Origin of the sequence: Bacillus songklensis (genome assembly GCF_042649685.1) — a bacterium.
Taxonomy (GTDB): domain Bacteria; phylum Bacillota; class Bacilli; order Bacillales; family Bacillaceae_H; genus Bacillus_BA; species Bacillus_BA songklensis.
On the sequence record NZ_JBHRZT010000072.1, the window covers coordinates 50413 to 76214 of the forward strand.

31 protein-coding genes and 2 pseudogenes are annotated in these 25802 nt (G+C 38.5%); 23 read left to right on the forward strand and 10 right to left on the reverse strand.

What is annotated here, in order from left to right; genetic code table 11:
* Nucleotides 1-111: 111 nt before the first annotated feature.
* Both ACFOU2_RS19005 and ACFOU2_RS19010 read left to right on the forward strand, forming a co-directional pair.
* Nucleotides 112-396, forward strand: a pseudogene (locus ACFOU2_RS19005) (ABC transporter permease subunit); the annotation flags it as partial.
* A gap of 45 nt (nt 397-441) precedes the next feature.
* Entirely contained in the window at nt 442-1536 is a 1095-nt protein-coding gene (locus tag ACFOU2_RS19010; RefSeq protein WP_377918659.1) for a branched-chain amino acid ABC transporter ATP-binding protein/permease, read from the forward strand.
* A 159-nt stretch (nt 1537-1695) separates the two neighbouring features.
* On the opposite strand, the gene ACFOU2_RS19015 is transcribed toward ACFOU2_RS19010, so the two are convergent.
* Complete coding sequence (locus ACFOU2_RS19015; protein ID WP_377917900.1) at nt 1696-1935, reverse strand: DUF4368 domain-containing protein; 240 nt, start codon at nt 1933-1935, stop codon at nt 1696-1698.
* Nucleotides 1936-2003: 68 nt separating this feature from the next.
* Between ACFOU2_RS19015 and ACFOU2_RS19020 the strand changes: the two genes are divergently transcribed.
* The 4 genes from ACFOU2_RS19020 (at nt 2004) to ACFOU2_RS19035 (ending at nt 3696) form a co-directional block, all read left to right on the forward strand.
* Nucleotides 2004-2171, forward strand: coding sequence for a DODA-type extradiol aromatic ring-opening family dioxygenase (locus ACFOU2_RS19020; RefSeq protein ID WP_377917901.1), 168 nt, complete (start codon nt 2004-2006; stop codon nt 2169-2171).
* 54 nt (nt 2172-2225) lie between these two features.
* Nucleotides 2226-2654: a DoxX family protein gene (locus ACFOU2_RS19025; RefSeq protein WP_377917902.1), complete on the forward strand. Its 429-nt coding sequence runs from the start codon at nt 2226-2228 to the stop codon at nt 2652-2654.
* A 570-nt stretch (nt 2655-3224) separates the two neighbouring features.
* On the forward strand, nt 3225-3536 hold the full coding sequence (locus tag ACFOU2_RS19030) for a transporter suffix domain-containing protein (RefSeq protein ID WP_377917903.1): 312 nt from the start codon (nt 3225-3227) through the stop codon (nt 3534-3536).
* The gene (locus ACFOU2_RS19035) at nt 3520-3696 is read left to right on the forward strand and encodes a hypothetical protein (RefSeq protein WP_377917904.1); all 177 of its coding nucleotides are present in this window, start codon (nt 3520-3522) and stop codon (nt 3694-3696) included. Before ACFOU2_RS19030 ends, ACFOU2_RS19035 begins: the two co-directional genes overlap by 17 nt.
* 275 nt (nt 3697-3971) lie before the next feature.
* Here ACFOU2_RS19035 and ACFOU2_RS19040 read toward each other — a convergent pair whose 3' ends face one another.
* From ACFOU2_RS19040 to ACFOU2_RS19050, 3 genes are read right to left on the reverse strand one after another with little or no spacing between them, the layout of a single operon-like run.
* Nucleotides 3972-4202, reverse strand: a complete 231-nt coding sequence (locus ACFOU2_RS19040; RefSeq protein WP_377917905.1) for a hypothetical protein — start codon at nt 4200-4202, stop codon at nt 3972-3974.
* A gap of 48 nt (nt 4203-4250) precedes the next feature.
* Entirely contained in the window at nt 4251-4547 is a 297-nt protein-coding gene (locus tag ACFOU2_RS19045; RefSeq protein ID WP_377917906.1) for a hypothetical protein, read from the reverse strand.
* Nucleotides 4548-4778 carry a helix-turn-helix transcriptional regulator gene (locus ACFOU2_RS19050; RefSeq protein ID WP_377917907.1) on the reverse strand — a complete coding sequence of 77 codons (231 nt, stop codon included), beginning with the start codon at nt 4776-4778 and terminating at the stop codon, nt 4548-4550.
* 237 nt (nt 4779-5015) lie between these two features.
* Between ACFOU2_RS19050 and ACFOU2_RS19055 the strand changes: the two genes are divergently transcribed.
* Complete coding sequence (locus tag ACFOU2_RS19055; RefSeq protein WP_377917908.1) at nt 5016-5159, forward strand: hypothetical protein; 144 nt, start codon at nt 5016-5018, stop codon at nt 5157-5159.
* 273 nt (nt 5160-5432) lie between these two features.
* On the opposite strand, the gene ACFOU2_RS19060 is transcribed toward ACFOU2_RS19055, so the two are convergent.
* A complete protein-coding gene (locus tag ACFOU2_RS19060) occupies nt 5433-5966 on the reverse strand; it encodes a PQQ-binding-like beta-propeller repeat protein (RefSeq protein ID WP_377918660.1) in 534 nt (177 codons plus the stop codon).
* A gap of 591 nt (nt 5967-6557) precedes the next feature.
* Here ACFOU2_RS19060 and ACFOU2_RS19065 point away from each other — a divergent pair.
* Nucleotides 6558-8294 carry a metallophosphoesterase family protein gene (locus ACFOU2_RS19065; protein ID WP_377917909.1) on the forward strand — a complete coding sequence of 579 codons (1737 nt, stop codon included), beginning with the start codon at nt 6558-6560 and terminating at the stop codon, nt 8292-8294.
* A gap of 396 nt (nt 8295-8690) precedes the next feature.
* Here ACFOU2_RS19065 and gdhA read toward each other — a convergent pair whose 3' ends face one another.
* A complete protein-coding gene (gene gdhA, locus ACFOU2_RS19070) occupies nt 8691-10073 on the reverse strand; it encodes an NADP-specific glutamate dehydrogenase (protein ID WP_377917910.1) in 1383 nt (460 codons plus the stop codon).
* 1399 nt (nt 10074-11472) lie between these two features.
* Between gdhA and ACFOU2_RS19075 the strand changes: the two genes are divergently transcribed.
* From ACFOU2_RS19075 to ACFOU2_RS19100, 6 genes are all read left to right on the forward strand, one after another.
* On the forward strand, nt 11473-11649 hold the full coding sequence (locus ACFOU2_RS19075; RefSeq protein ID WP_449237056.1) for a pentapeptide repeat-containing protein: 177 nt from the start codon (nt 11473-11475) through the stop codon (nt 11647-11649).
* Nucleotides 11650-11885: 236 nt separating this feature from the next.
* Complete coding sequence (locus ACFOU2_RS19080; RefSeq protein ID WP_377917911.1) at nt 11886-12044, forward strand: hypothetical protein; 159 nt, start codon at nt 11886-11888, stop codon at nt 12042-12044.
* 238 nt (nt 12045-12282) lie between these two features.
* A complete protein-coding gene (locus ACFOU2_RS19085; protein ID WP_377917912.1) occupies nt 12283-12948 on the forward strand; it encodes a cysteine hydrolase family protein in 666 nt (221 codons plus the stop codon).
* 255 nt (nt 12949-13203) lie between these two features.
* Nucleotides 13204-13998 (forward strand): IclR family transcriptional regulator, encoded by a 795-nt coding sequence (locus tag ACFOU2_RS19090; RefSeq protein ID WP_377917913.1) that lies wholly within the window; start codon nt 13204-13206, stop codon nt 13996-13998.
* A 375-nt stretch (nt 13999-14373) separates the two neighbouring features.
* Nucleotides 14374-15594 (forward strand): Gfo/Idh/MocA family protein, encoded by a 1221-nt coding sequence (locus ACFOU2_RS19095; protein ID WP_377917914.1) that lies wholly within the window; start codon nt 14374-14376, stop codon nt 15592-15594.
* A 581-nt stretch (nt 15595-16175) separates the two neighbouring features.
* Nucleotides 16176-17399, forward strand: coding sequence for an MFS transporter (locus ACFOU2_RS19100; protein WP_377917915.1), 1224 nt, complete (start codon nt 16176-16178; stop codon nt 17397-17399).
* Nucleotides 17400-17457: 58 nt separating this feature from the next.
* Here the strand turns inward: ACFOU2_RS19100 and ACFOU2_RS19105 are convergent.
* A pseudogene (locus ACFOU2_RS19105) lies at nt 17458-17619 on the reverse strand (site-specific integrase); the annotation flags it as partial.
* A 528-nt stretch (nt 17620-18147) separates the two neighbouring features.
* Between ACFOU2_RS19105 and sstT the strand changes: the two are divergent.
* The 3 genes from sstT to ACFOU2_RS19120 all read left to right on the forward strand — a co-directional run bounded on the left by sstT (nt 18148) and on the right by ACFOU2_RS19120 (nt 20426).
* Nucleotides 18148-19386 carry a serine/threonine transporter SstT gene (gene sstT, locus ACFOU2_RS19110; protein WP_377917917.1) on the forward strand — a complete coding sequence of 413 codons (1239 nt, stop codon included), beginning with the start codon at nt 18148-18150 and terminating at the stop codon, nt 19384-19386.
* A gap of 206 nt (nt 19387-19592) precedes the next feature.
* On the forward strand, nt 19593-20027 hold the full coding sequence (locus ACFOU2_RS19115; protein ID WP_377917918.1) for a transposase: 435 nt from the start codon (nt 19593-19595) through the stop codon (nt 20025-20027).
* Between the two features lie 72 nt (nt 20028-20099).
* Nucleotides 20100-20426, forward strand: a complete 327-nt coding sequence (locus ACFOU2_RS19120; RefSeq protein WP_377917919.1) for an antibiotic biosynthesis monooxygenase family protein — start codon at nt 20100-20102, stop codon at nt 20424-20426.
* A gap of 189 nt (nt 20427-20615) precedes the next feature.
* Here ACFOU2_RS19120 and ACFOU2_RS19125 read toward each other — a convergent pair whose 3' ends face one another.
* Nucleotides 20616-21032 carry a DUF1284 domain-containing protein gene (locus tag ACFOU2_RS19125; RefSeq protein ID WP_377917920.1) on the reverse strand — a complete coding sequence of 139 codons (417 nt, stop codon included), beginning with the start codon at nt 21030-21032 and terminating at the stop codon, nt 20616-20618.
* 272 nt (nt 21033-21304) lie between these two features.
* Here ACFOU2_RS19125 and ACFOU2_RS19130 point away from each other — a divergent pair, with 272 nt between their 5' ends.
* The gene (locus ACFOU2_RS19130; protein WP_377917921.1) at nt 21305-22090 is read left to right on the forward strand and encodes an enoyl-CoA hydratase/isomerase family protein; all 786 of its coding nucleotides are present in this window, start codon (nt 21305-21307) and stop codon (nt 22088-22090) included.
* A gap of 411 nt (nt 22091-22501) precedes the next feature.
* On the forward strand, nt 22502-23083 hold the full coding sequence (locus ACFOU2_RS19135) for a hypothetical protein (RefSeq protein WP_377917922.1): 582 nt from the start codon (nt 22502-22504) through the stop codon (nt 23081-23083).
* 223 nt (nt 23084-23306) lie between these two features.
* On the opposite strand, the gene ACFOU2_RS19140 is transcribed toward ACFOU2_RS19135, so the two are convergent.
* Complete coding sequence (locus tag ACFOU2_RS19140) at nt 23307-23450, reverse strand: hypothetical protein (protein ID WP_377917923.1); 144 nt, start codon at nt 23448-23450, stop codon at nt 23307-23309.
* A 98-nt stretch (nt 23451-23548) separates the two neighbouring features.
* Between ACFOU2_RS19140 and ACFOU2_RS19145 the strand changes: the two genes are divergently transcribed.
* The 4 genes from ACFOU2_RS19145 (at nt 23549) to ACFOU2_RS19160 (ending at nt 25511) form a co-directional block, all read left to right on the forward strand.
* Nucleotides 23549-23860: an acyclic terpene utilization AtuA family protein gene (locus tag ACFOU2_RS19145; protein ID WP_377917924.1), complete on the forward strand. Its 312-nt coding sequence runs from the start codon at nt 23549-23551 to the stop codon at nt 23858-23860.
* Nucleotides 23841-24137 carry an AtuA-related protein gene (locus tag ACFOU2_RS19150; RefSeq protein WP_377917925.1) on the forward strand — a complete coding sequence of 99 codons (297 nt, stop codon included), beginning with the start codon at nt 23841-23843 and terminating at the stop codon, nt 24135-24137. Before ACFOU2_RS19145 ends, ACFOU2_RS19150 begins: the two co-directional genes overlap by 20 nt.
* A gap of 290 nt (nt 24138-24427) precedes the next feature.
* The gene (locus ACFOU2_RS19155; RefSeq protein ID WP_377917926.1) at nt 24428-24739 is read left to right on the forward strand and encodes a DUF1806 family protein; all 312 of its coding nucleotides are present in this window, start codon (nt 24428-24430) and stop codon (nt 24737-24739) included.
* Between the two features lie 70 nt (nt 24740-24809).
* Complete coding sequence (locus ACFOU2_RS19160; RefSeq protein WP_377917927.1) at nt 24810-25511, forward strand: PIG-L family deacetylase; 702 nt, start codon at nt 24810-24812, stop codon at nt 25509-25511.
* On the opposite strand, the gene ACFOU2_RS19165 is transcribed toward ACFOU2_RS19160, so the two are convergent.
* The gene (locus tag ACFOU2_RS19165; protein ID WP_377917928.1) at nt 25503-25787 is read right to left on the reverse strand and encodes a hypothetical protein; all 285 of its coding nucleotides are present in this window, start codon (nt 25785-25787) and stop codon (nt 25503-25505) included. The two genes, ACFOU2_RS19160 and ACFOU2_RS19165, sit on opposite strands and share 9 nt — an antisense overlap.
* Between the last annotated feature and the right edge of the window lie 15 nt (nt 25788-25802).

Here is a 25802-nt window from a genome sequence, read left to right on the forward strand (position 1 = left end):
ATTCTTTATCCTGCATTAAAGAGCGATAAGACTCCCGCTGATGAAAGTTCCCCTTTACACCCAACAATTAGCTCCATCTTTAACGATGCTTCTATTAAAACATCATTTGTTATTGTTCTAGTCATGGCGGTCGTTATGATGATTGGTCTTGATCTATTTGTCAATCGAACAAAATGGGGAATGGCGATGAGGGCTGTTGCGCAAGATCGGGAGACAGCTTCCTAAATGACGGTAAATGTGAACAAAGTGATTTCAATGACCTTTTTTATAGGATCGGCTCTCGGCGGAGCAACGGGGATACTATTTGCTGTACAATACGGAACGATTGATCCTTACATTGGGTTTATTCTTGGATTAAAGGCATTTACGGCAGCGGTTTTAGGAGGCATAGGAAATATCCGTGGTGCAATGCTGGGCGGTTTACTGCTTAGATTATTGGAAATGTTTGCATCCGCCAATTTACCACTAATTTACATCGGAGTCACATCACTGAGTTTATTTATGGCACAAAGGTCGGTTACCGCGTTCCTGCTATTATTGTCTTCACTGTTACTATTATATTTTACAAATTTAAAGAATCTCATGAAATGGTTGATTGCGGGAATTGTTCTTGTGTTTTTACTCCCATTCGCTGCAAGTAATGGAGATGCTTATCAATCTTATATGGAAGTTGCGACACTTGTTGGAATCTATATTTCGATGGCTCTAGGATTAAATATTGTAGTGGGTATGGCAGGTCTTCTTGATTTGGGATTTATAGCATTCTTCGCGGTTGGGGCGTACTCATATGGCATTTTTGCTACAGCCCAAGCATCAAATTTTATGCCATTTGGAACTTTCCCTCTTTCGGGAGAAAGCTTTTGGATCTTTATCGTAGTTGGCTGCTTAGCAGCTGCATTGTTTGGAATTTTACTTGGAATACCGGTTCTTCGGGTTAAAGGAGATTATTTGGCGATTGTTACGTTAGGTTTTGGCGAGATTATTAGAATTGTTTTTAATAATCTAGATCGCCCCATTAATATTACAAACGGTGCAATGGGAATTCCTTCTGTAACCCCACCCCGCTTGTTTGGAATTGACTTTCTTTATCCAAGCCAATTTTATTACATTGTACTTGTAATATTATTATTTATTATTTTTACAGTTCGGCGTTTTGAACATTCAAAAATAGGCCGTTCACTGGCTCACCTTTTAAATGAAAAAGCATGCAATCTAAGCTACGGAGCGCAAAGAAGGCTAGAAATCGCGAGAGCTCTTGCAGCGAATCCAAAGGTTATATTACTAGATGAGCCAGCGGCAGGCATGAATCCAAAAGAAACAAACGATCTTACTCAGCTTATTCAAAGAATGAGAGATGAATTCAATCTAACCGTTATCTTAATTGAACATGATATGAAGCTTGTTATGGAGATTTCTGAACATATCGTTGTATTGGATCATGGTGAAAAAATTGCAGAAGGAAAGCCTGAAGACATTAGAAGCAGTCCAAAGGTTATCGAAGCATACCTGGGATCGGGAGCTATTCAGGCAGGATAGGGGGACAAGATATGCTTCAATTAAAAAAGGTTGAAACCTATTATGGCGGCATACAGGCCTTAATGTAATTTTAGTTAATCCATACACCAACGCTTAGACCCCGCATACGACACACGGGGAGTGCGTTTCACAGTTAGTTTTAAAAAATGATTAAGAGAACTAGAGTCCCTCAATCTGTGCAAATCTATAATAAATCTTAATATCCTTGTTTTCGTTCACCTCAATCTTATCAACAAAGCGCAGTAACATTTCTGTTGTTAAGGTATCGAAGTGAAAAAACTTATCTAATTGTTTTTTGATGGCGGAAATTTTGCTTGTTGAGTGATTTTCTGCCATCAATTTCTTTATATCTGCTTTTTCAATTTCTAATTGATGCAGTTTTTCTTGTATTATAATCACAAAGTCATCATAATCCTCTTTTGAAATTTCTTCATTGGAGTTCTTATGAACATAAGGAAGTTACGGAGTTGTTTGCTAAACAGGGAGTGCCCTTTGAAGTTGATAAAACACGCGGTTTGGATCATGGAGCTTGGGTAGTTCTTAAGATGCTGTATCCTAATGCGGATATTCCGGTCATTTCAATGTCTGTAAATCCTCAACTTACACCTGAGGAGCAATTTGGAGAGTCAAAGTAGATGATCATTGATCAAGTTGAATCACATGAATGACTAAACATGGAGGTAAGAAAAATGGAGAATAAATACGAAGTAAGTGCTTTAATTTTACGGCTAGTATTAGGAATTAGTTTCTTTATTCACGGATTAGTAAAATTCCAGGGTGGGATTGAAAACACGGTTGGATGGTTTGGAAGTATCGGGTTGCCAGGGTTTCTTGCTTATGGTGTTGCTTTAATAGAAGTTGTGGGCGGACTTGCATTAGTACTTGGCTTATTTACCGGATTGGTTTCTGCCTTCTTTGTCTTACTAATGGCCGGAGCAATCATAAAAGTGAAATTAGCCGCAGGTTTTTTAGGGAATGGTCAAATGGCCGGCTACGAATTGGATTTGGCCTTCTTAGCGATGGCAACATCTATTGCCATCACTGGTTCTAAGGCTTATGCACTTAATCAATTCATTTTTAAAGGACAAAAGACGGAAAACACAACATCTGTAAATTAATTCTATTGAAAAACCATTATTTTATTAGGCATTACTTCAATTTTAGGGGTAATGCTTTCTTTTTTGCAGGTTGTATAAAGGGAGGACAAAGTATGCCGATTATTCAAATTACGATGCTTGAGGGAAGAGATCAAGAAGCAAGACATTTAGTAAAGACTTAATTACCAATAATGCCACTTATGTTAACAAAAAAGGGGTTGGGTACCTTTTAGATCCAACCCCTTTTTTGAGCTAATAAGAAACTTTATGGAAGCTAGATACGTATATGATATATAAGTAGGGATCCATAATGGCCGATATTCTTGCTGTAATCCTAAGAGTCATTCTAGCTTTTATGGCAGCTGTTCCCGACGCACTTTATCACTTAATAAAGAAAGTATATAAAATTTTAAAAAAAGATAATAAATAGCAAAAGGAATGGTTCCATATGGATTGCTCTTTCTAATTAATATTTGAGTATTGATTTTTATGTCGACTCATCTTGAAGTGCATAAAATGGAGTTTTTTTGTTGGGCGTGACCTGTTTAATCCTTATGACTTATTATTAATTTGAAAAAAGTGGAGGTTACAATGGATCTGCATTTAAATACAAAGGAAAAGAAACCGATACTTTATCGGATAGGAATTAGTCTTATTATTTTTTCTTTTTTAATTTGGGCTATTCCTGTAATCGTACCGTTTATGTCGTTAGATTCGAGTAGAAAGGTGGTAGTAGTGACAAGCTCCCTTATTCTTGCTGAAATCATCTTTTGGATCGGTGTTGCTATTGTGGGAAAGGAAGTAGCAATGAAGTTTAGAGGGTATTTTAACCCACGTAAATGGAGAAAAGGAATAAAAGAACGCGTGAATCAAGGAGACAGCCGCAATGATGACAAAGAATAGGAGATTAGCAGCAGCCTTTTGTTTATTTAGTTCAGCTTTCATTGCGGGAGGGATAGGAGCCAAACGACTCTTCACGTATAGCCCACTTGTTGGATATAGCTTAGGAGCACTTTCAATATTTATAGCTCTTTATTTTGCAGTAAAAGATCACCGCAGTTGATTGGTTAAATATTGTGGAAAGGAACAAAGAGGATATGGAATGCAAATCATGTATCGCGAATACTACTATATACTTCAGCGTTTTTCTTACTCACACAACTAAAAAACATAGGAATTTACTTCTGGATAGTGTAATTCCCCATATAAGGAGGGGATTTAGTGAGTGACTTTTGGACAATTGTAATGACCTGTGTCCTCATAGCTTTTTTGTTGGATTAATCTTTTGGTTTCTCAATGTTCAATTTCCCAAAAAGCATTATGATAGAATAGTTGGATTCATGGTCCATATTTGATGATTAAGCTTTTCTCATCAAGTACGTAGTAAGTAGTTAACCATATCCATAAAAGAAAGATAGGAAAAATCACGGACACAAGAAGTAACGGAAGCATACCAATAAGATCTAAATCTCCTGCAAGTAATTCTAGAATACCTTGTATGATTAACAATAACATTGGTCCCCAAACAATAATTGTCAACCACCCATCCTTTTTCGAAGGAAAGTTCATTTATTATCACCTCATGTGTCCCATTCTTACTTAGAAGAAAAGTCAGTTTTAATATTTATTACGGATGATTAACCAATAAAATAAAGCAGCAAAAATCGTTAAAGACATTAACGTTGTAATGCAAACTCTTAATGTAGTGTAATCTAACGTGTTCCAACCTGTATAGAATACTATTAGGGACAAACCACCAAATAAGAAAATAAATAAGAAGTTGAATAATTTATACCCTAAAAGTGTAGCACGTTCATCCCTTCCTTCTTTAGCAACCAAAATAACAAGCCCTACAAATATAAAGAAAGCAATGGCAGTTAAACCGTTAGTAACTGTTATGATCGTCTCCATCATTTAATTTCCTCCTTCAAGGTTTTCATATTGAAACACGTCCGTTAATTCTGCTCCAAGTGCATTTGCAATTTCAAAAGCCAGTGTTAAAGACGGGGTATATTTTCTATTCTCAATCGAAATGATTGTTTGTCTGCTTACTCCCGCCTTTTCAGCTAATTCCTTTTGTGTCATTTTACGTTCAGCCCTTAAAATCGCAATTCGATTGCTTAAATGCCCATCTTGTTTTCCCATTTACTTCCTCATCTCCTTTCTGAAGTAAAGTTTTCTTTACTTATTGTAAAATAAACTTTACTTTAAGTAAAGCCTATTTTACTTTTATTTACATTTTAAAACCACCTCTATATGATGGTTTCAGTTTTTCAACCCTTCAATGAAATCGCCCCGGTTGTTGAAGATAGAAATTAACAGGGGGCCAATATTAAGCTAGGTTCCGTTGCTAGTTCGGTAGTTGGTGTATCAGGCCGTTTGATGATTGAGGCGATGATTAAGGGAGAAATGGACCTGGAAAAATTAGACAAACTTGCTGAAGGTCGGTTAAAAGAGAAAAAAGACCAATTAGAATATGCCTTGACTGGAATCATTGGACCACACCAACAATTCAAGTCCATTTGACATTTTGAAATCCTTGTCACTTTAGTGGATAGTTAGGTTATATTCAATGAAAAAAATAGAGAGGCCGGGGGGCTTATTTGGTATGGAAAAAAATAAAGATTAGAAATACACGCATACTAAAAGGTTCAAAAGCTGAAAGCTTTTGAACCTTAAGTTGATGGCTATGAGGGGTGTCCCAAAAGGATTAGCGCTGTGGGCTACCTTTTGGGGGGCGGAGCCAGACTCAATATGGAAATACCCCTTTTGGATCAACCCCTGGTATTCCTTTATTCATTATTTCATTTCAACAAACCCATAGAAGTTTCCATCGTTTGATCCTGTATATACTGTATCATCACTAATGGCAGCAGATGATTCAATTCCCCCTCCAGTTTGGAATGACCATTGTTCTTGCCCGGTATTTGTGTCCACACTTACAACATAAGGACCGGCAGGATAAATCACAGAGCCATCTCCAACAGCGATAGATGCTTTTCCATCATTATAAAATGGTTTTTGATAATACCATAAAGGTGTACCTGTTTTTGCATCAATAACTTCTACTTGTCCTGCTTCACCGCGTAAATAGAGACGTCCATCTGAAGCAGTCGGACCTGTTCTGAAACGAGAAGGTACTTTTAGGAAATATTTCCATAATTCCTGACCGGTTTCAATTGAAAAGGCAACAACATATCGTCCGTCTCCTGTGAAATAAACAATGCCATTACTGACCAATGGTGCTCCCTGACGATCAGCACCACCATGACCATCGATAGTCGCTCTTAACTTCCTTTTTTCTCTCCCAGTCTTTGCATCAAGTGCGAGGATTTAGTTACTTACTGAAATCATATACAAACTATACATACCTAACATGGTCGTAAAAAAATTAACAACTATTTTGAGGAATATTAATTAAATTACCAATAAATCTTTAAAAATGTAATATTTACAATTCTTAATAAATCATTAAGACTAACTTAATACTTGATTTACTTTGATTTACTACTATTTAGTAGGACGATTGAACATGCCTTATTAAATAGATTGATAGAAGCAGTACATACTATATAGATCGATTTAGAAAATTCGACCTGACCAAAGAACGGCCATGCCAAATTTTCTAGACCTAAGCGGCTGGCCCCCCCCTTGCGGGGTTGGCGCCAACCGCATAGGTGAACCCTTGAGGGCGAATTCAAGTTGTCTGGATCACCGATTGTGATGCCTCTTGATTGAATGAAGATGTGTCGAGTTATTAAGTGGAATATATATACATACAAGGCTTATTTTTGTTTTAAAGCGAAGATTGTTTTGATTGAAAAATAATGGATGGAACTGGGTTCAGAATGAATCTGACATTTACATCATAAAAGAACCGTTTCTTGCCATCGAACAATTAGATGACCTGAGAGGAGTAAACCGATGAAAGACAACCGACCACAAGATGAAAAGGAAGAAATGTTAAATAAGGATATTTTAAAAAAAGGAATGGATCGACGTACATTTATAGAAAAGACAACCAAGTTTACCGGCATTACTTTTGGATTAACATTAGCAAGCTCGTTAACCGGCTTATCTGTCAGTGCAGCGTCCAGCTCTTCCAGTCCTTCCGCTATAAATCCAAAAGGAGTGAAACCGAATTTAATTTTTCCGGTTATAAGCGATGTTCATATTAAGTCAGATAGTAATAAAACCTTGGAAAAGTTTATCGCTACTTTAGAACAATTAAATCAAGTAGTTCCAAAGCAAGATGCTTTTGTGGTTGTTGGAGATTTAACAGATAATGGATTTACAGCAGAATATGATAAGTTTATGTCTGCGTACAATCCAAGAAAACAACCAAAAGCGGTTTCTTTGATGGCGATCGGAAATCACGACTATTGGAATGGATTATCAGTAACAGATGCACAAAAACGTTTCCTTGAGAAAACGGGTATGCAATCTATTTATTATCACAAAGTAATTAAAGGCTATCATTTGATTGTTCTTGGAACGGAAGACGGTAAAACAGAAGGAACGTATTCAGTAAAGCAAATTGAATGGTTAGGTGAACAGTTAAGGAAAGCAAGCGCTGATGATCCGAACAAACCGATTTTCGTCTTCCATCATCAGCCGATTACAGGCACCATCTACGGAAGTGAATGGGGCTTCTCCGAGAATAGAGATCTTTTCTACAATACGTTGAAAGAATATCCGCAAGTCATCTCGTTTTCCGGTCATACTCATTATCCATTAGATGATCCTAGAATTATTCATCAAAAAGATTTCACTTCGATTGGGACATCTACAGGTGCTTATTTATGGCTCGATAGCGGAAGAATTCAAGGGGAAGTGCCTGAAGGTGCCGATATCCTTAATCAAGCTCTGATTGTAGAGGTTTATGACAACAAAGTATTGTTTCATCGTCGTGATATACATAAGAATGATTGGACGGGGGAGCCATTTGAAATCAGCTATCCTGCTAATAAACAGAAATTCAAATATACAGAAGATCGAGACAAAGAGGCACCTTTCTTTAATCCGAACTCAATGCTTTCCATCGTTCATGAAAAAACGACAGCTACCAGTTTAGCCATAATGTTTACTCAAGCGAGAGATAACCTTCTTGTACATGACTATAAAGTAGTCGTAAAAAAAGCGGACACAGGGGAAGTAGCAAACCAATTCCTTGCCTTCTCAGAATTCTATAAAGATCCTGTACCAAATCCATTAACATTACCAATCGACGGATTGCAGCCCAATACATTGTATGAGATTGAAGTACATGCGCTTGATGCATATAGCAATGTAAGTGCCAACTCCCTAAAAGTGTTAGGCAAAACGCTAGATGGTGTAGTGAAAGATGTAACGATTACCTTATCGAAAAATGAACTAAATGGGGTAGAAGATACAGCAGAAGTTACAGTGGAAAATGCAAGAATTCCTAAAAGCGACTGGATTGGCTTATATGAACTGAATGAAAAGCCGGGTGAAATTGATTCGATATGGTGGATGTATACTCAAGTAACAGATGGTACATGCAAATTTACTTATAATCCAAAGAATAATGTAAATTCAGGTAGATACAAAGAAGGTGCAACTTATAAATTCGTTTATTTCTATGGCAGTGGATATGACGCCGTAGCCTCAACAACATTCACTGTTGGCAGCAAAGCATAGTAGTATCTTAAACCTTTAATAGAGATGCCATAACAAGGGACTGTTAACAAAACATTATAGAATCATATACCAAGGAGCTAGCTTTCTGTAACGGATTTTATGTAAGTAACGCATAAAGTAAGTAGTTTGGGACATCTAAAAAACATAAACTTTCCCGAAGTTCTAAGCCCGGATAGGCAACAGCTTTATAATAAAAGCAAAAAGGCTTCAGGAGAGTGTGAAGCCTTTTTATCATTTCGATTTTTAACCATCTTTTTAATAGATAAAATAATGAAAATAGTAATTGAAACATAGTGTGCACAAAAAAAGGTGATGACTTTAAGAATTCCTAAAGTAATCACCTTTGAAGTGGGTGAAGATTTATCGCATCATTCAGCTCGATTTGCTGATTCTTTATTAAATGATTCCTTGTGCCATCATGGCATCGGCAACCTTAATAAATCCTGCGATATTGGCACCTACCACCAGATTTCCCGGATGGCCATACTCCTCTGCGGCTTTAACACTGTTTCGATAAATATTTGTCATGATTTCGTGTAACTTTGCATCAACTTCTTCAAATGTCCAGGACAGTCTCATACTGTTTTGAGCCATTTCTAACGCGGAAACTGCTACACCACCCGCATTGGCGGCTTTTGCTGGACCGAAGAGAATATGATTGTTCAGAAACACATCAATTGCTTCCAGTGTGGATGGCATATTTGCACCTTCACCAACTGCTTTTACACCATTGGTAACCAAGATCTGTGCTGATACGTCATCAATTTCATTCTGGGTAGCGCATGGCAGAGCGATATCGCAAGGGATGGACCAGATTCCGGAACATCCTTCATAATATTCTGCCTGTGGATGTTCTTTTACATATTCCTGTATTCTTTTTCTTTCGACTTCTTTTAGTTTTTTCACCGTTTCAAGGTTGATACCATCTTTGTCATAAATATAGCCATTGGAATCGCTGCAAGCTACAACTTTGGCACCCAATTGGGTCGCTTTTTCGATGGCGTAGATCGCAACATTACCAGAACCGGATATAACAACGGTACTTCCTTCAAAGCTGAGCCCCTTGTCTTTTAACATTTCCTCTACAAAGTAGACTGTACCATATCCTGTAGCCTCTGTTCGAGTCAAACTTCCGCCGTATTCAAGTCCTTTTCCTGTTAATACTCCAGCTTCATAGCCTCCACGAATTCTTTTATATTGTCCAAACATGAATCCGATTTCTCTTGCCCCAACCCCGATATCACCGGCTGGTACGTCAATATCAGGCCCTATGTATTTGCAGAGTTCCGTCATAAAACTTTGAGTGAATCTCATGATTTCCCCGTCGGACTTCCCCTTAGGATCAAAATCGGATCCTCCTTTACCTCCTCCGATCGGTTGGCCAGTCAGAGAGTTCTTAAAGATTTGTTCAAAACCCAAAAATTTAATGATACTGGCGTTTACGGAAGGATGGAATCTTATGCCGCCCTTGTAAGGTCCAATACTACTATTAAACTGTACTCGGAATCCGCGGTTCACTCTTACCTTTCCCTGATCATCTACCCAGGGAACTCTAAATGTAATGATTCTTTCCGGCTCCGAAATTCTTTCAAGTATGCCATTGTCCATGTATTTGGGATGCTTTGCAAATACCGGTACAAGAGAATCAAAAATTTCTTTAACGGCCTGATGAAACTCACTTTCATTGGGGTTACGCTTTTTTACCGTTTCATATACTTCGTTTACATAATCTTTTACAACCTGCATTTCATCTTGTTTAACCTGTTGTGAAGTAGTCATTCTGTCAAACTCTCTCCTTTTTAGATGTGTTATACGAAATCAATGATGAGATATTAACTAGAATTTGTACGGTCCTAATTAAATTTGATTTACTTTACCTATTATGACGTATTTTATAATTTAAAAACAATTAAAATGATTATGAAAATTAAATAATAGTAAAAAATTGAGATGAAATGATCGGGAAAGGGGATGAAAACATTAGAGTTGAGACAGATAAAAATTTGTTATTGAAGTTGGCGGGCGGAAACATGGATGGAGGTTGCACTTTTTCATCGAACTGTGACATAAGTATAAATTTTTTGAAAATTGTCTAATATGATAATGCGTGTTGGTTTTCCGGAAAATCTACTACATACACCACGAATTATATAAAGCGAACGATCGCCATTATATAGGGTCAATTTTTCTATGCTATGTAATCCCAAGGGGGCAAAGAAAGATCAGCCTTAGCCTGAAAGAGACGTCTTTCGGGCTATTCGTGTTCGAGCCGACACGCTGGTACATCCGTTCGAGGTAACGTGTTCTTTCTAAAATAGTGACGCTATAGGTGAGGGTCATCCCTCACACCCCCGGCCAACCTCCACCCAAAAAGCAAGAAACAAACCAAATATACAACACAATGATGTGATATTAAAATAGTCATAAAAAAAGCATGTAAGAAATAACTTTGACTTACATGCTTTTTTTATGACTTTTCTTTAAGAGGGTTTTGCTAAATACAGTTCAGATGTACAGATCACATAATTTTGCTTGAATGGTTAAGCTAATTTATTATGATCGATCATCCCACTTATATCATGGATCGTGACTGTTTATTTTATCCTAAAAGTAAAAGGATTTATTTAAATTAGAAATGTTTGGGGGAAGCTTCTGATAAATGGGTGAACATTTGAATGAGACGGAGTGTTCAATCATTCTTATAGTAACCATCAGTACATTTTGTTTAATTTGGGGATACCCTTTTCATGCAGTTACAATCACGCTGGGTTATTTTTTATTTATATATCTATTCATGAAGCAACTTCTTAATCGGAAATTTAGAGAGTCAGAACAGTCTCTGGCCCTTCTTCCTCTCTTATTTATACTTATTGTGTGTGAAGTAATTCCCAATTTTGTCCTATAAGATTTTGAGGTACGGTTCACTACTAATAACGAGTGATATGTTAATTAATTAAATCATGAGAGGTAAGTAAACATCATGGGTTATAGTTACCAGCAATGAATGAGAAATTAATGAAATATTTAGATGAAGTATTCTCACCCTATGAGGATTCGCATACGGTCAAGGATATGATGACGAAGCTGCTTATCGTATGACCATCGAATCCATAATACGAATTTTACTTATTCAGATTTATCTGGTATTTGTTCTGATAATCAAACGTTTAATGAGGCTATCTTTAACAAAACATCGTTATCAGGGACATCCTTTAAAAATGCCGTTTTTAAAAATGTTTCTTTTAAAGGGACTGATGTAAAAAAAGCTATTTTTGACGGTGCTAAAATGGATAAGATAACTTATGCTTTTTTGAAAGGTAATAATGCAAACTTGACTAATGTAACAGTAATGTAAGAATTGCCAGGATCCTGTTAAGGCGTTAAACGAAATCATTAGAGCTTAAAAGACTTAAATGAACAAGTATTAGAGATGAAAAACGGGGTAGAAGGGAATAAGAGATACGGATGAACGTCATAAGGTTAACATTATCGCCCCCTTCTTTATTTACTACTTAATTATTAAATAAGTTTCCATTATTTATTGTCCCTTACGTTACGTAATGCTTTAAATTATTAAAGTGGAGTCAAATCTTGTGTAAGGGTATCATGATGATTATTCCAGGTTTGGTTAGCGACATCATCGGATTGGTTATTACGATAATGATCATAAGCTTGAATATGATCAAGACTAAAAAAGAAGCTGATTATGTAATCAAAGCTAAAGAAGCAGATCCTATAATTGAAGCGTAAGTGGTTTAATTTGATATTTTAGGAGAAAAGGGCTGTCTCCAGTTTAGAAAATCCACTGGAGGCATGCCTCTTTTCTTTAATCGGAAAAGGAATTTTGTGCATTAATTTTACTATTTTTTAGTATCTCATGACCTTTGAAATCTATTGGGGATGTTGTGAATATTATCGATCACTGGTGAGCGTATCATTGTGGTTTTTATCATATATTACTGTGGCTTCAGAACATGGAGGGGTAGAAATGAGTGGTTTTGAAAATCATTGTTGGCGTGATGTTATCGATTCTGAAACATTGGATATCTATCAATCTTATGAGCGGGATACTTACATTGGAAGAAGGCCCGCCCTGTTGTTGATCGATCTTTATAATCTGGTGTATGAAGGGGGGCCTCTTCCCGTTAAGGAATTGGTTAAAAATCACCCTAGTTCTTGTGGTGTTCATGCTTGGAATGCAATCGAACCGACAAAGCAATTAATATCTTTGGCTCGATCTCATAATATTCCCTTGATTTATTCAACGCAGAGTACAAATCAAATACAGGCTACAAATCGTCAAAGAAATGTCATTTTGGATAACTCTTTCGAAATTAAGGAGGAATTCCGGCCGGATACAGCGGACATCATCATTCGTAAAGAACGCGCCAGTTGTTTTTTTGGGACGCCATTAATCGCCTATTTAACAAAAATGGGTATTGATTCTTTGATTATTTGTGGGGAAAGTACAAGCGGATGTGTACGTGCAAGTGCGGTTGACGCGTATTCTTACGGATTCCATGCGGTTGTTGTAGAAGAGTGTACGTTTGATCGGAGTCTTCTTTCCCATAAAGTGAGTTTATTTGACCTTCATCATAAATATGCGGATGTGATGAATCTGGGTGAAGTTAAAGACCGCCTACGGGTATTGTAGTGATCATCATGAAGTGCTGCATCCCTTAAAGCGGTCATGAAGGAGACGTCTCTTTCGGTCCAATTTACTCCCGTCACCTCTACTTTTTTAATGGAGACTCCACGCAATCCCCATCATGGGTAAGCATGGGGTTTTTTTATATGTATCTTCACATCAAGGTACATAATCGTGGTGAGGTGGGCTACGGACAGAACTATGAAAAATCATATAAACATGATAAGATAATAGATAATGGTTGAGAAGTAGGGGATATTGATGAAAGAGTCGGGACAAACAGTACAATCCGTAGAAAGAGCTTTGTCGATTATGGAATGCTTTACATTAGAAAAGCCTCAACAGACACTTGGAGAATTAGCAGTCCAAACTAAGCTTTCTAAAAGTACTATTTATCGCCTGTTGACCACATTGGCAAGATGCGGCTACATTAAACAGGATGAAGTAACCCAAAAATACAGTTTGGGATTTAAGCTGTTCAATTTGGGAGCAGTCGTTGCCGGAAACATGTCGTTACGGGATACGTCCTTACCGTTTATGAAAAAGCTGTGTAATGAATTATCGGAAACCATCGACCTTAATATTATCGAAGAAGACCAACGGGTTTGTATCGAAATGGTAGAAAGTTCGGAGCAAATCCGCAATATTGTCAGAGTTGGGCAACGGAACGCTTTATGGGTAGGGGCTTCGGGGAAAGTTTTGCTAGCCAATCTTGAAGAAACGGAGCGCCGCCGGATACTAGATGAAGCCATAAAGCTTAATCAATTGCAGATTGAGAAAAGCGTTTTGGAAAAAGAACTGGATGTTATTCGAAGCCAGGGGTATGTCACCTCCATTGACGACCGTGTCAAAGGATCGTTTGCAATCGCTTCGCCGATTTTCAATCATACTGGAAAGCTGATAGGTGGAGTGACAGCTGCAGGTCCGATTCATCGATTGTCGGAAGAGCGAACTCCTTTCCTCATTCAGCAGGTGATGTATACCGCTTACAAAATATCTGAAGCCATGGGGGATAGTGAGGCTAAAAGCAGATATCCAACGATGGTAACTGTATAATGATACCCTAATTATCCTGTTAAAACGCACTGGTATACGAATTACCAGTGCGTTTTTTCTTTTCTGTCTTTCTGAAATTTTATATTAATTAAAATATTGAAAATATATGATTGTGATGGTATACTTTTTTTAATCAATCCACTAAATGAAATGCGTTCCGTATAGTGAAAAAGAAAAAGGCGAGGAGGATAATAAAGAGAAGATCGTGCTAATATGGGCTGGTAATTTGGCAAGTTATGTTCCAATAGTTTAAAAGATTGAAAATGATGAAGAAGAGAAGAAGTTAATGCAAGTCTCAGGGTGTTCAAGCGATGGCAGAATGATCGAATGACGTATGATTATATATGTGTTTTTCAAAGATAAAGGAGTGGGACTATGGCGAACTTGCAAAGTAGAGCTCTTCAACTTCGCATAGGGATTGTTGGCTTAGGTATTGCAGGTAGTGCGTTGCTGCCTAGCATTGCTAAACATCCATATGTGAAGGTGACTGCAGCGAGTGGGAGAAATAAAGAGCGGTTGGAGAAATTTGCTAGTGATTATCAAGCAGAGTATTATTTTAGTGTAGAAGACTTATGTCGAAGTGAGCAAGTGGATGCGGTTTACATTGCCAGCCCTACTGAGCTTCATGCAGAGCACGTTAAGATTGCCGCCCATTATAAGAAGCATATTATAGTTGAAAAGCCGTTGGCAGTCTCCGTTGAGGAAGCCGATATGCTAATTCAAGCAGCCGAACGTTCCGGCATCCATATGATCGTCGGGCATTCTTTTAGCTTTGAACCCCCTATCCGTAAAATAAGGGAAATCATCGAAGAAGGCAAGCTAGGGCGCGTGCGAATGATCCATAATTGGTATTTTAATGATTGGATATACCGTCCGAGAACGCCGGAAGAACTGGATACATCGTTAGGCGGCGGTGTAACTTACCGGCAAGGTTCCCATCAGTTTGATATTATCCGATATATTGGCGGGGGTATGCTCAGGAGTGTTCGTGCCATGACAGGCCAATGGGATGAGTCCCGTGCGACGGAGGGGGCTCATGCTGCCTATCTGGAATTTGAAGACGGAACTGTCGCTACAGCCATTTATAATGGATATGACCATTTCCATACAACTGAACTTACATTTGGAATCGGTGAGGGAGGTCCTTCGATAAAGCCTGCGGGATATGCTAGTTCCCGAAAAACCATTCAACAATTGGATAACAGTGATGCAGAAAGAAGGTTGAAAAGCCAAAAGGGCTACGGTGGTAACCAATCTAAAAATTACGCGAAAGAAGAGTATAATCAACCGTTTTTCGGGTTGACTGTTGTCAGCTGTGAACGAGGGGATATCCGTCAGTCTCCCAACGGATTGTTTGTTTACGGGGAGGATGAAAAGTACGAGATTCAACTGCAGCAAGAAACCGGGCGCGATGTGATGATTGCCGAACTGTATGATGCCGTAGCTCAGAACCGACCTCCAGTACATGATGGAAGGTGGGGGAAAGCCAATTTAGAAGTGTGTCAGGCTGTTTTGGAATCTGCCAATGAGCGAAAAGAAATCTACTTGTCTCATCAAGTAGCGGTAGATCCTTTATTCCGGAAGGTATCCCAATAAGCCGTCATTATTCATCAAGCACGCGTATCAAAAACCAACAAATTAAATCAATAATCTAAATTTCATGATTTAAATTAAATTCTCATTTTAAATTCCTTTAAGTTGTATTTACATAAAGTAGGATATTTTATCCTGTCAAAATATAGCCTGGCATTATTGAGTAGAAGACAGATTAAACTAAAGCGAATTTTAGCTAGTTTATTAAATCCTATTTGTTACAGGTTTAAACTACTATTATAGACAACTTATTTTTAATAGTGTTCTTGTTATGAATCAGTGCTGTGGCGAAATTCTTACCGTCTACGGGGATTCAATTTTTATCCGATGTTAGGCTCAAAAGTTATGGATATTTATTGTTCTTGCAGGTGATGATTTCTAGCCTTTTGGAGTTTAGAGAAAAACCGGAAAACGCTAGAAATAGCCGTACGTTTTTCTGATGGAGAAGGGCTGTTGGAAGGGTAAAATCTTTTTTAATATCATCTCTGGAAGAAATATACATTGTAACGGGGGTAAAGGGCTTCAACATACATGTTATGGAAGCCCTTTACCCTTTTTGAATGAGGTGGAAGGGAGGGGGTTCCTTGATTCTCTACTATTTTTTAACTATTCAAACTCTTTATTCAATTGCCATACAGGGAACACGGCCGATTGTGTCTTTATTTGCAGATTCGCAAGGAGCATCAGTTACGATTGTTGGATTTTTAGTTTCCACTTATGCGTTTTTTCCAATGCTTTTAGCGGTCAAAGCTGGAAAATGGCTGGATATCTATGGAGCACGGAGTATATGCTTGTTAGGGAGTACGGGGATGTTACTGTCAATTTTAGTTCCCATCTTATTCCCCTGCTTGACCACTCTCTTTTTCTCTCAATTATTGATGGGGTTTTGTCAAATCTGTGTTCTAGTCTCTCTGCAAAAAACCGTTGGAAACCTGCCAGGGAATCGGGATAAACTGATTGCCCTATTTAGCCTTACGGGATCCATAGGGGAATTAATTGGACCAATGACAACGGGATTTAGCTATGAACACTTTGGCTTTCGCTTTACGTTTGCGGCAGCAGGTATTGTTGTCGGCATTGCATTGTTGATTGGCCTTCTGGTTTCGGAGGAATCTTGGAAGAGCGGTGCGGCTACAGCAGTGAATAAAATGGAAGACAAATCCTCTTCATGGACGATGTTGAAACACTCGAATTTGCGTAAAGCTCTCATTATCAGCGGGTTAGTGTTATATTCCAAAGATCTATTTGTAGCTTATTTTCCGATTTTAGGGACTGAAGTTGGGATGACAGCCAGCAGCATTGGGATGATTTTGTCCCTTATGGCGTCTGCATCTATTATCGTACGGATTATTCAGTTTCGCTTGGTGCAAGCCTTCGGGCGAGGCCGGGTTTTGACTACGACCTTGGTGATTAGTGGAATTTCCTTTATGTGCATGCAATTGAGTTCATGGCCTATTATATTCGGCATCATCGCCATTTTTCTTGGTGCAGGTTTAGGACTGGGGCAGCCGCTTAGCCTGGTTTATGCTATGAATATGAGTCCATTGGAAAGACAGGGTGAGGTTTTGGGAATGCGCTTGACCTTTAACCGTTTCTCACAATTTATTTCTCCTTTTTTCTTTGGGGCAGTAGGTCGAATGGCTGGTGTTTCATCGATTTTTTTGGTCAGCGGTGGGGTTCTCCTCTTAGGTGCATACTTTACTCGTATGAGCAAGGTTAAATTGGAACAGCAAGCGGACACCTTAAGTCATTCTCCTAAGGAGATGGAAAACTTTACTGTTTCCCTAAATAAAAAGAGAGCGGAATAAGAAAATCGAATAAAAACAAAGAAATGCACTAATAGAACGCACTCTTTTCTTAATGAAACGTGTGACCAAGCCGTTCAGATATTACTTTGGCATGTACCCCCTGTGATAAGAATAGGGTGGCATGAGTATGGAGTAAATCATGAAAGCCGATTTTAGGAACATTTGATGCTTCCGTTAAACGTTCGTACGTTCTCCGAAGGTTAGCAGGATTCATTTGCACTGCTTTTTCTTTTAGTTATGAAAGCATGATTCATGGAGATGTACATGAATTCATAAAGCTCCTATGTTCCTGGGAGCTATAAATTCTTTTGAAATAGTAATCGCTCGCGTTTTGTATTTTTATTTATATGAATATTTTAATAATTGCAACTATTTTGAATAAAGATAATAATATTGTAATGTATCAAAAAAAACATTATAATACTATTTATCAGGAAGACAGTTGTCTTCGTCGAGTGGAATGTGATGAAAATGGCCATCCATCGAAAAAATTAATCATCTAGAAATCTATTTAATTAGTAATGACCTCTATTAGATGAACCTTTGGAGAGACTCTGAAAGAGCACCGAAGGAGAAAATCAAAAGCCAAACTCTAGGACTGGGGTTGGTACACATATCTAATAAAAGTCATCTATTATTCGAACGTATCTATTTGTAATAGACTTCATTCTATCTTAGGGTTATGAGAAATGAATAGCTCGATATTAGCCATGTTACAATTTTATCTTAAACTAGTGGGGGAACATCTATGAAAAGTATACTGAAAAAGTGGAGTCGATTAAGTCTGGTAAAACAAATAATTGTAGGTTTGATTATTGGTATTATCCTGGCTGTAACGATCCCCGAAGCAGCAAAACCTGTTGTAATTTTAGGCTCTTTATTTGTAGGTGCTTTGAAAGCAATTGCACCTGTGTTGGTACTCTTCCTGGTTATGTCGGCCATCGCTCAACACAAGAGCGGTCACCAAACGAATATGAAATCCATTATCTTCCTATACCTTTTAGGAACCTTTTTAGCTGGATTAACCGCCGTTATTGTAAGTTTTATTTTTCCTGTAAGCTTAACACTAGCAAAGGGCGCTGAGGGTGTGACGGCCCCTGGCGGTGTTGTAGAGGTTCTCAAAACATTACTGCTGAACGTTGTTGATAACCCAGTTAAAGCCATTTATAATGCGAACTATATCGGTATTTTAGCTTGGGCGATACTCCTTGGCTTGGCTTTAAGAAATGTCCCCGATACGACCAAAACGATGATTTCTAATTTTTCAGATGCTGTATCCAAAATGGTTACATGGGTTATTAAGTTCGCGCCATTAGGAATCATGGGTCTAGTATTTGAGTCTATTACTGCAAATGGAATTGATTCGTTACTAAGCTATGGGAAATTACTTGCCGTTTTGATTGGTTGTATGGTCTTTGTGGCGCTGGTTATCAATCCAATCATTGTGTTCGCAGTTATACGTCAAAACCCTTTCCCGCTTGTTTTTAAGTGCTTAAAGGAAAGCGGTATTACAGCATTCTTTACACGCAGCTCGGCTTCAAATATTCCTGTAAATATGAGATTATGTGAAAATCTAGGTTTGGATAAGGATAGTTATTCAGTATCCATTCCATTAGGTGCAACCATCAATATGGCTGGTGCCGCTGTTACTATTTCTGTTTTGACACTTGCAGCGGTTCATACACTTGGCATTCAAGTGGACCTTCCTACAGCAATCATCCTCAGCGTACTGTCAGCTATATGTGCTTGTGGTGCTTCAGGGGTTGCCGGTGGATCCTTATTACTGATTCCTCTAGCATGCAGCTTATTTGGAATCCCGGCTGATGTTGCTATGCAGGTAGTTGGAGTAGGCTTTATCATCGGTGTTTTACAAGACTCTTTTGAAACGGCACTTAACTCATCCACAGACGTACTTTTCACAGCAGCAGCTGAATTTAAAGAGTGGCGTAAAAAAGGAAAAAAAATAGATATCCACAAAGCAGCATAAGGAAGAAATCCTTTTATCTGCGATTGAACTGCACCCCAATTGTTAGACTCGACTAACAATTGGAGGTACAGTTTTTTTATGGAAAATAGGCAAGAATACCCCATCCTCAAGGAATGTAAAGGGCGTAGCCCAGTGAGTAGGGTAGGGATGAATGTCAGTTCGGGGCAGCCGAACAGCTCTTTTTGTATGGATAGAATTCTCCGTATTTGTCGTATGAAGACGGGGTACAGCCCGTACCGGTGCAGGACGGCCATACGGCAGCGATCGATCCCGGTGAGATCCATACGATTGCCGCTGTATGTACAAACGGACAAGCTCTCGTGATTTCGGGAAGGAAGATGCGCAGTATTCACCGATTGCGCAACAAAAAAGTGAAGGAACTGCAAATTCTCATGAGTCGGTGTAAAAAAGGTTCCCGGAAATGGCGCCAATACAACCGTTCCAAGAAGTACATCCTTGCGAGAAGCGAACGGCAGCTCGGGGATGTCTTGCACAAGACGACACGTGCATTTGTGGACTGGTGCGTGGAACAAGGGGTCGGCCATGTCGCTTATATTTACTTCTACAAGCACTACAACATTAACGTAGTTAATAGCTGTTATAGAATTTTGTTAATTTTCTTCTTGAACGAGGTTAGTTGAACAAGGAGACCTAAAATTATGCTAAAATTTCTAATATTATTACAAAAGTAAATTTTTTAGGGGGACTTACATATGAGTGGAATTGCAAAAACTCCTGAACCACCTTATTACGCAGTGATTTTTTCTTCACAAAGAACTGAAGGAGACAGGGGTTACGGGATAATGGCGGATAAAATGGTGGAATTAGCTTCTCAGCAGAAGGGATTCTTAGGTGTCGAAAGTGCACGGGATAAAGGATTAGGAATTACAGTTTCGTATTGGGATTCTTTAGAATCCATAAAAGATTGGAAGGAAAATTCAGTCCATAAAGTAGCACAAGATAAAGGGAAAACGGAATGGTATAAAAAATTTTCTCTCAGAGTTTGTAAAGTAGAGAGACATAACTTTTTTGAAATGTGACAATTGTTATTGTGTTTTTTATTCAACTATCCTGAAAATAAACTTCTGTAACTCCGAAAAAAGCTGTTATATCGACCCGTTTTCAAGGTATCAAAATTCCTTGTTGGGTAAGTTCCGAGACGTAGGTGTACGACTTGGGCACTGTTTAAAAATTGCACCCCAAAACGGAATTATTAATAAAAGGGGGGGTTATTTAAGTTTCCTTAAGCCCTTCCCTTCATGAATCTCTTGAATACCTTCCTCACAAACTCCATATGAACGCCAGGAACAAGTTTCACACACAATTTGAATATCGGAGGGGACGACAAACTTTCGGATGCACGACTCAATGTCCTTCCAACTCAGAATTTGTCCGATTTTAAGCCCCATTTTCTCTAAAATAGTGGCATCTCTTTCATAAATATTGTCATCTTGGCAGTGGTATTTACCTGAGTTAGGGTATTTTTCACACAATTGATCAGGTCCCTTTACAAGCTGAATTAACGTCTTGGGGTTATCTCTCAAGGTTTGATGTAAACGTGTCATATTTTCTACATATTCTTCGGAATAGCCCATTCCCCGATAGCCCAGAAGGCAAAAAAGATGATGACCTCGCAGCTTATACATATTTCTCCCCCCAGCTTACAGATTCAATTAAATTTAAGCGTTAACTAAAAGGGATTATTAGTTAACACATATTATTTATCATAACATATCACACCTGTACAATTGGGAACTTTTTTGTTTCACTACGGGGCTTGAGTGGAAGAACAGGAGGTGCTGAGGCATCTCTTTTTCTTATTCAACAAACAAACGGGAGGATAGTTGAATAAGACTAACGAATATAATAAGTAGATTTTATTTAATTAAATTATTTGAAACTAAAAGGGGGAATACAATTGGAAAATAAATGTGTACACCTATCAATCGAAAATCATGTTGGAATTATAACATTAAACCGACCGGAAGTAGGGAATGCAATTGATTTGCAAACGGCAAGGGAATTAATGGAGGTAGCTATCTTTTGTTCAGAAAGTGAAAAGATACGAGCAGTAGTCATTACTGGGGCTGGAAATAAATTTTCAGTTGGTGGAGATTTAAAAAGTTTTGCTAATGAAGGTGATGAAATTGGCTCTCATCTAAAAATTGTAACAGCTTATTTCCATCAAGCAATTTCACATTTCGCTAGGATGAATAAACCGTTGATTGGAGCTGTTAATGGTGTAGCAGCTGGTGGAGGAATGAGTCTTGCATGTGCTTGCGATCTTGTCTATGCTTCAGAGGATTCAAAATTTGTAACGGCTTATAACAATATAGGTTTAACACCAGATGGAGCAGGAAGTTATTTTTTTCCGCGTCTTGTCGGGATGAAACGAGCTTTAGAGTTATTGTATACAAATCGACCATTGGATGCGAAAGAGGCAAAAGAGTGGGGAATCATCAATCATGTAGTTCCTAAAGACAAATTAATGTCCGTTGTCCTTGATTTAGCCCAAACACTAGTAAATGGACCAATGAATGCATTTGGAGTAACCAAAAAATTACTTTATCATTCTCTTCAAGAAACACTTGAGTCCCAAATGAGTATAGAGTCTGTATTTATTGCTGAGAGAGCAAGTAGTAGCGAGGGAAAAGAAGGGATTTCTGCATTTCTAGAAAAACGTGAAGCTGATTATTTAAAATAATAACAAATATGACAGAAGTGGCAGATGTTTATACTACTTCTCTTTTTATGATTTTAAATTATTTCTTCATAACAAGTATGATACTTCAATAATAAAAATTGTGTTTTACTTTTGAGGTTGAAAGGAAATTATGGTGAATGATTAAGATACCTGGAGTTCTGATAGGCCCAGGGATTGTAGTTCTAGGTTATATTCCATCCCTTGGACTTCTGTAAGTTTTTCAGCTAATTCGCCTTTATTTTCGATGATTTTCTTCCCTATATATAATAGCTCATCCTTCATTCTTTTGGAGGGGGACTAGCTCTACTCCCGGGAGCTGGGTGGGTAGCTGGCGTTCCTGCACTTGTTGGGGCTGGAACATTTGGTGCTCTAAGCATTTATGCCGGTGAACTTGCCAATGATCCACCTCGCATGGATTTTGATAAAGTTTCCCGTTTTAAACGAATCGAATTATCCTTACAAAAATCGGACAATGAGTTACAGGCAACAACGCAAGAGTTTGTCATAGAACTATTGCATCTTGCTAGGGTCTATCAAGATTTACTTGTGTCTATGGAAAGGGCACAGGCGGCTCAATTTTTTCTGAAGACTAGAAGGATATCCTCAGATGATATCAACCAAAAGAAGGCGTTGGAGTTCCATCCGCTTCAGCGTCAGGCTATAGACCATAACATTGCAGCTTGCACCGATATACAAACAAAGCTAATACAGCTAGCTCCCAAGGTGAATAGATTATGGCAGAAATTCGAAGGACGCAATTCCCTAAGAGATTTCACAATAAACGAGGACTTTAAGGCTGGAAAACATCTATGGCAGCGAAACTTAAAAGAAATTAAGAACCAATACAAGCTTGATAGGTTTGGTGTAACGGACTTCAATGTGCTGGCTAAGGTATTTGATCAACCAGTCCCAAGTTCGTTGTCGGAAATCCTAGTTGATCAGGAATGGTTGGGAACATTGAGTGAATTGAATCACGTCTCAGTTAGTGATTAAGATGACCCATTACGAACCGCCTTTTTTGTTTAACCTTATCCTCTAAATATAATCACATCATTAAAAAGTGAATATTATATATATTTCTATTTCGTTTTACATAATCGAATGTAGTGTTCTTCTTTTTGGTATAACCAATTCATTTTATTTAGGCTCAACTCCAAGTTTATTTAACAGATCCTATTTTTTAAAACAATGCGGTTAATTGTAAAAGCAGTAATTGTTATACGAACCATGCCGCTACGACTTCTTCTGCAAGAGGAAAAGTTACCCCATCTTCTTCGACAATGACATAACCATTTTCAATTCCGATAACTTTCAAACCCATATCTTCACAAACCTTCTCAACCTGTTGTTCCCAATCCACAAGAATCACCTCAGAATTTCATTTTTTTAGTTGTTGTTTCTAAGACTATTTAATCGAATTAGGCCTATTACTTTTGTCAAACCGACCATAATGAAAAGATGAGTTCCTTTTTTATTGTTCATTTCCTTCAAATTTTTTATACTGCTTCAAGTCTTCTTCCTGCGTTTGAACAGCATGAAGCATATGAAATCCGGCTTCGCGTGGCTGGAAGGGCCCCGACGGAAAAAGTGGCGGCCAAAATCGGAGAAGAGGTAGAAGCACTTTATACGAACGGACCGGCAGGGGGAGGAGGAGCCCGCAAGTATACGAATGAGGTGATCGGTATCGTGTCTATTTTGATTCCACGAAACAGAATAAATACGTCTGTCATGATAAGGGAGAGTGTGAAGAATGAAGAAAAAATTATATGATCTGGCTCACAGCCGTGCCGGTGACAAAGGAAATACGCTGATATTATCCCTTATCCCGTATCATGAACAGGATTACCCGATGCTGTGTGAAAAAGTGAAAGAATATTTAAAGGAAGTGGTTGAAGGCCATGTAGTCCGCTATGGGGTCCCAAATATAGCGGCCCTTCAGTTTGTCTGTCATCGGGCATTACTTGGAGGAGTAACGACTTCCTTAAGCACGGATACTCATGGGAAAAGCTTAAGCTATGCTTTGCTTGAGATGGAACTAGACGTATAAGAGACAATGAAACAATCATTTTTTCCAGAACACACAGCTGTAGTGCAATCATGATTTTTTATAACAGAGTCAATGGAAGCGGCGGCTTTTTTCTTGTTATGGGACAAGAGAAGGGCCTCCGCGTTTTTTGGCCTAAGAGGCAGCATGACCTTGTTTCAAAGCTGGATGCCGCTTCGTTTTATCTTTTTTCTTTTATTATTTGTCTTTCAATATGTCTTAAATCCTAAATAGGCATATACTCTAATAGTGAGAATGATCCCCTTAAATCTAAAACGAAAGGTGTTTAGAGCATGGAACCGATTTCCTCGGAGTTGCTGTTAACAAAACTTCAACAATGGATTGGGAAGAACATATATATACATATCGAGATAAATCCGGGCGGTTATTTCCGAAATGGTAAGGCTTTATTGGATAGAGTGCATATTAAAGGACATGGGTCATTTCGCGTATTTTTAGAATTGGACCAGCACCAGTCGATCATTCATGTCGATGACTTGACCCATATGAGCATTGCTGATGAACTAGTGATAGTGACCGGATACGATACATATGATCGGTTAGCCCGGACATTGGAAATCAGTTCTCGGCCGTTTCCGATCTAACAACCCATGGATGATGATTTATGCAGGATCGTGGTAACACATTTATATAGGAAAAGAAGGGATATGACAAATGGCAACAATGTTGGCAGTGTTTGCCCATCCGGATGACGAGACATTTATTTGCGGAGGTACCTTGGCGAAGTACGCCTATGAGGGTCATCGCGTTGTATTGGTTTGTGCAACAAAGGGAGAAATGGGGCGACGCATGGGAATCCCGCCCGCGGCAACACGTGAAAGCCTTCCCGTGATTCGTGAACAAGAGCTAAAAAAAGCGTGCGAAGCACTGCGGATTAATGATTTGCGATTTTTAGGAATCCGTGACAAGCTATTGGAAATTCAGCCATTTGATAAACTTACACAGTCGGTTCTCGACCATATGATAGATGTAAAGCCCGCTGCGGTCATTACATTTCATGAAACATTGGGAGGCCACCCCGATCATTGCACAATCGGTCTCGCAACAACGACCGCGTTTCAAATGTACCAAGAGCGAACTGAAGATTATGCAAAAGCCAAATTGTTTTATGTTTGCTGGCCGGAGGCAGCACAGCATGCCCGCCAATACGGACTTTTACCGGAGCAAATCACGAAAATTGAGGTAAAGCCATATAATTCTTACAAATTGCAAGCCTTTCGCGCTCATAAAACACAATCGGAAATCGATAAATGGGTGTGGAAACGTGATAAGGTAAGCTTAAAAAAATTTCCGATGTATGAATATTTTATTCAAGCACATGCGCCGTATCATTCACACACGGATTCATTACTCTAGAAAACAGGCCGGTTTTGGATATGAAAAGGCGAATAATAAGAAGGGGTAGATATGGCCTACTAAAAATTTGAGAAAGTCTGTTGAGAATTGATCACTCAACAGACTTTTTTTATTTCTGCCTTCTCTCTTAACAATCTCCCTAGCCTTTCTTAGCCACTCCTGCTGCTCCACACAAATCTCCTTCAACTTCTCCAAAATCCCAACCAAATCCTCATCCAGCAAATCATAATACTGCTTTTTCTCTGGAACCTCCGTACGCCCCAAAAGATCATTCACATCTACCTCACTATA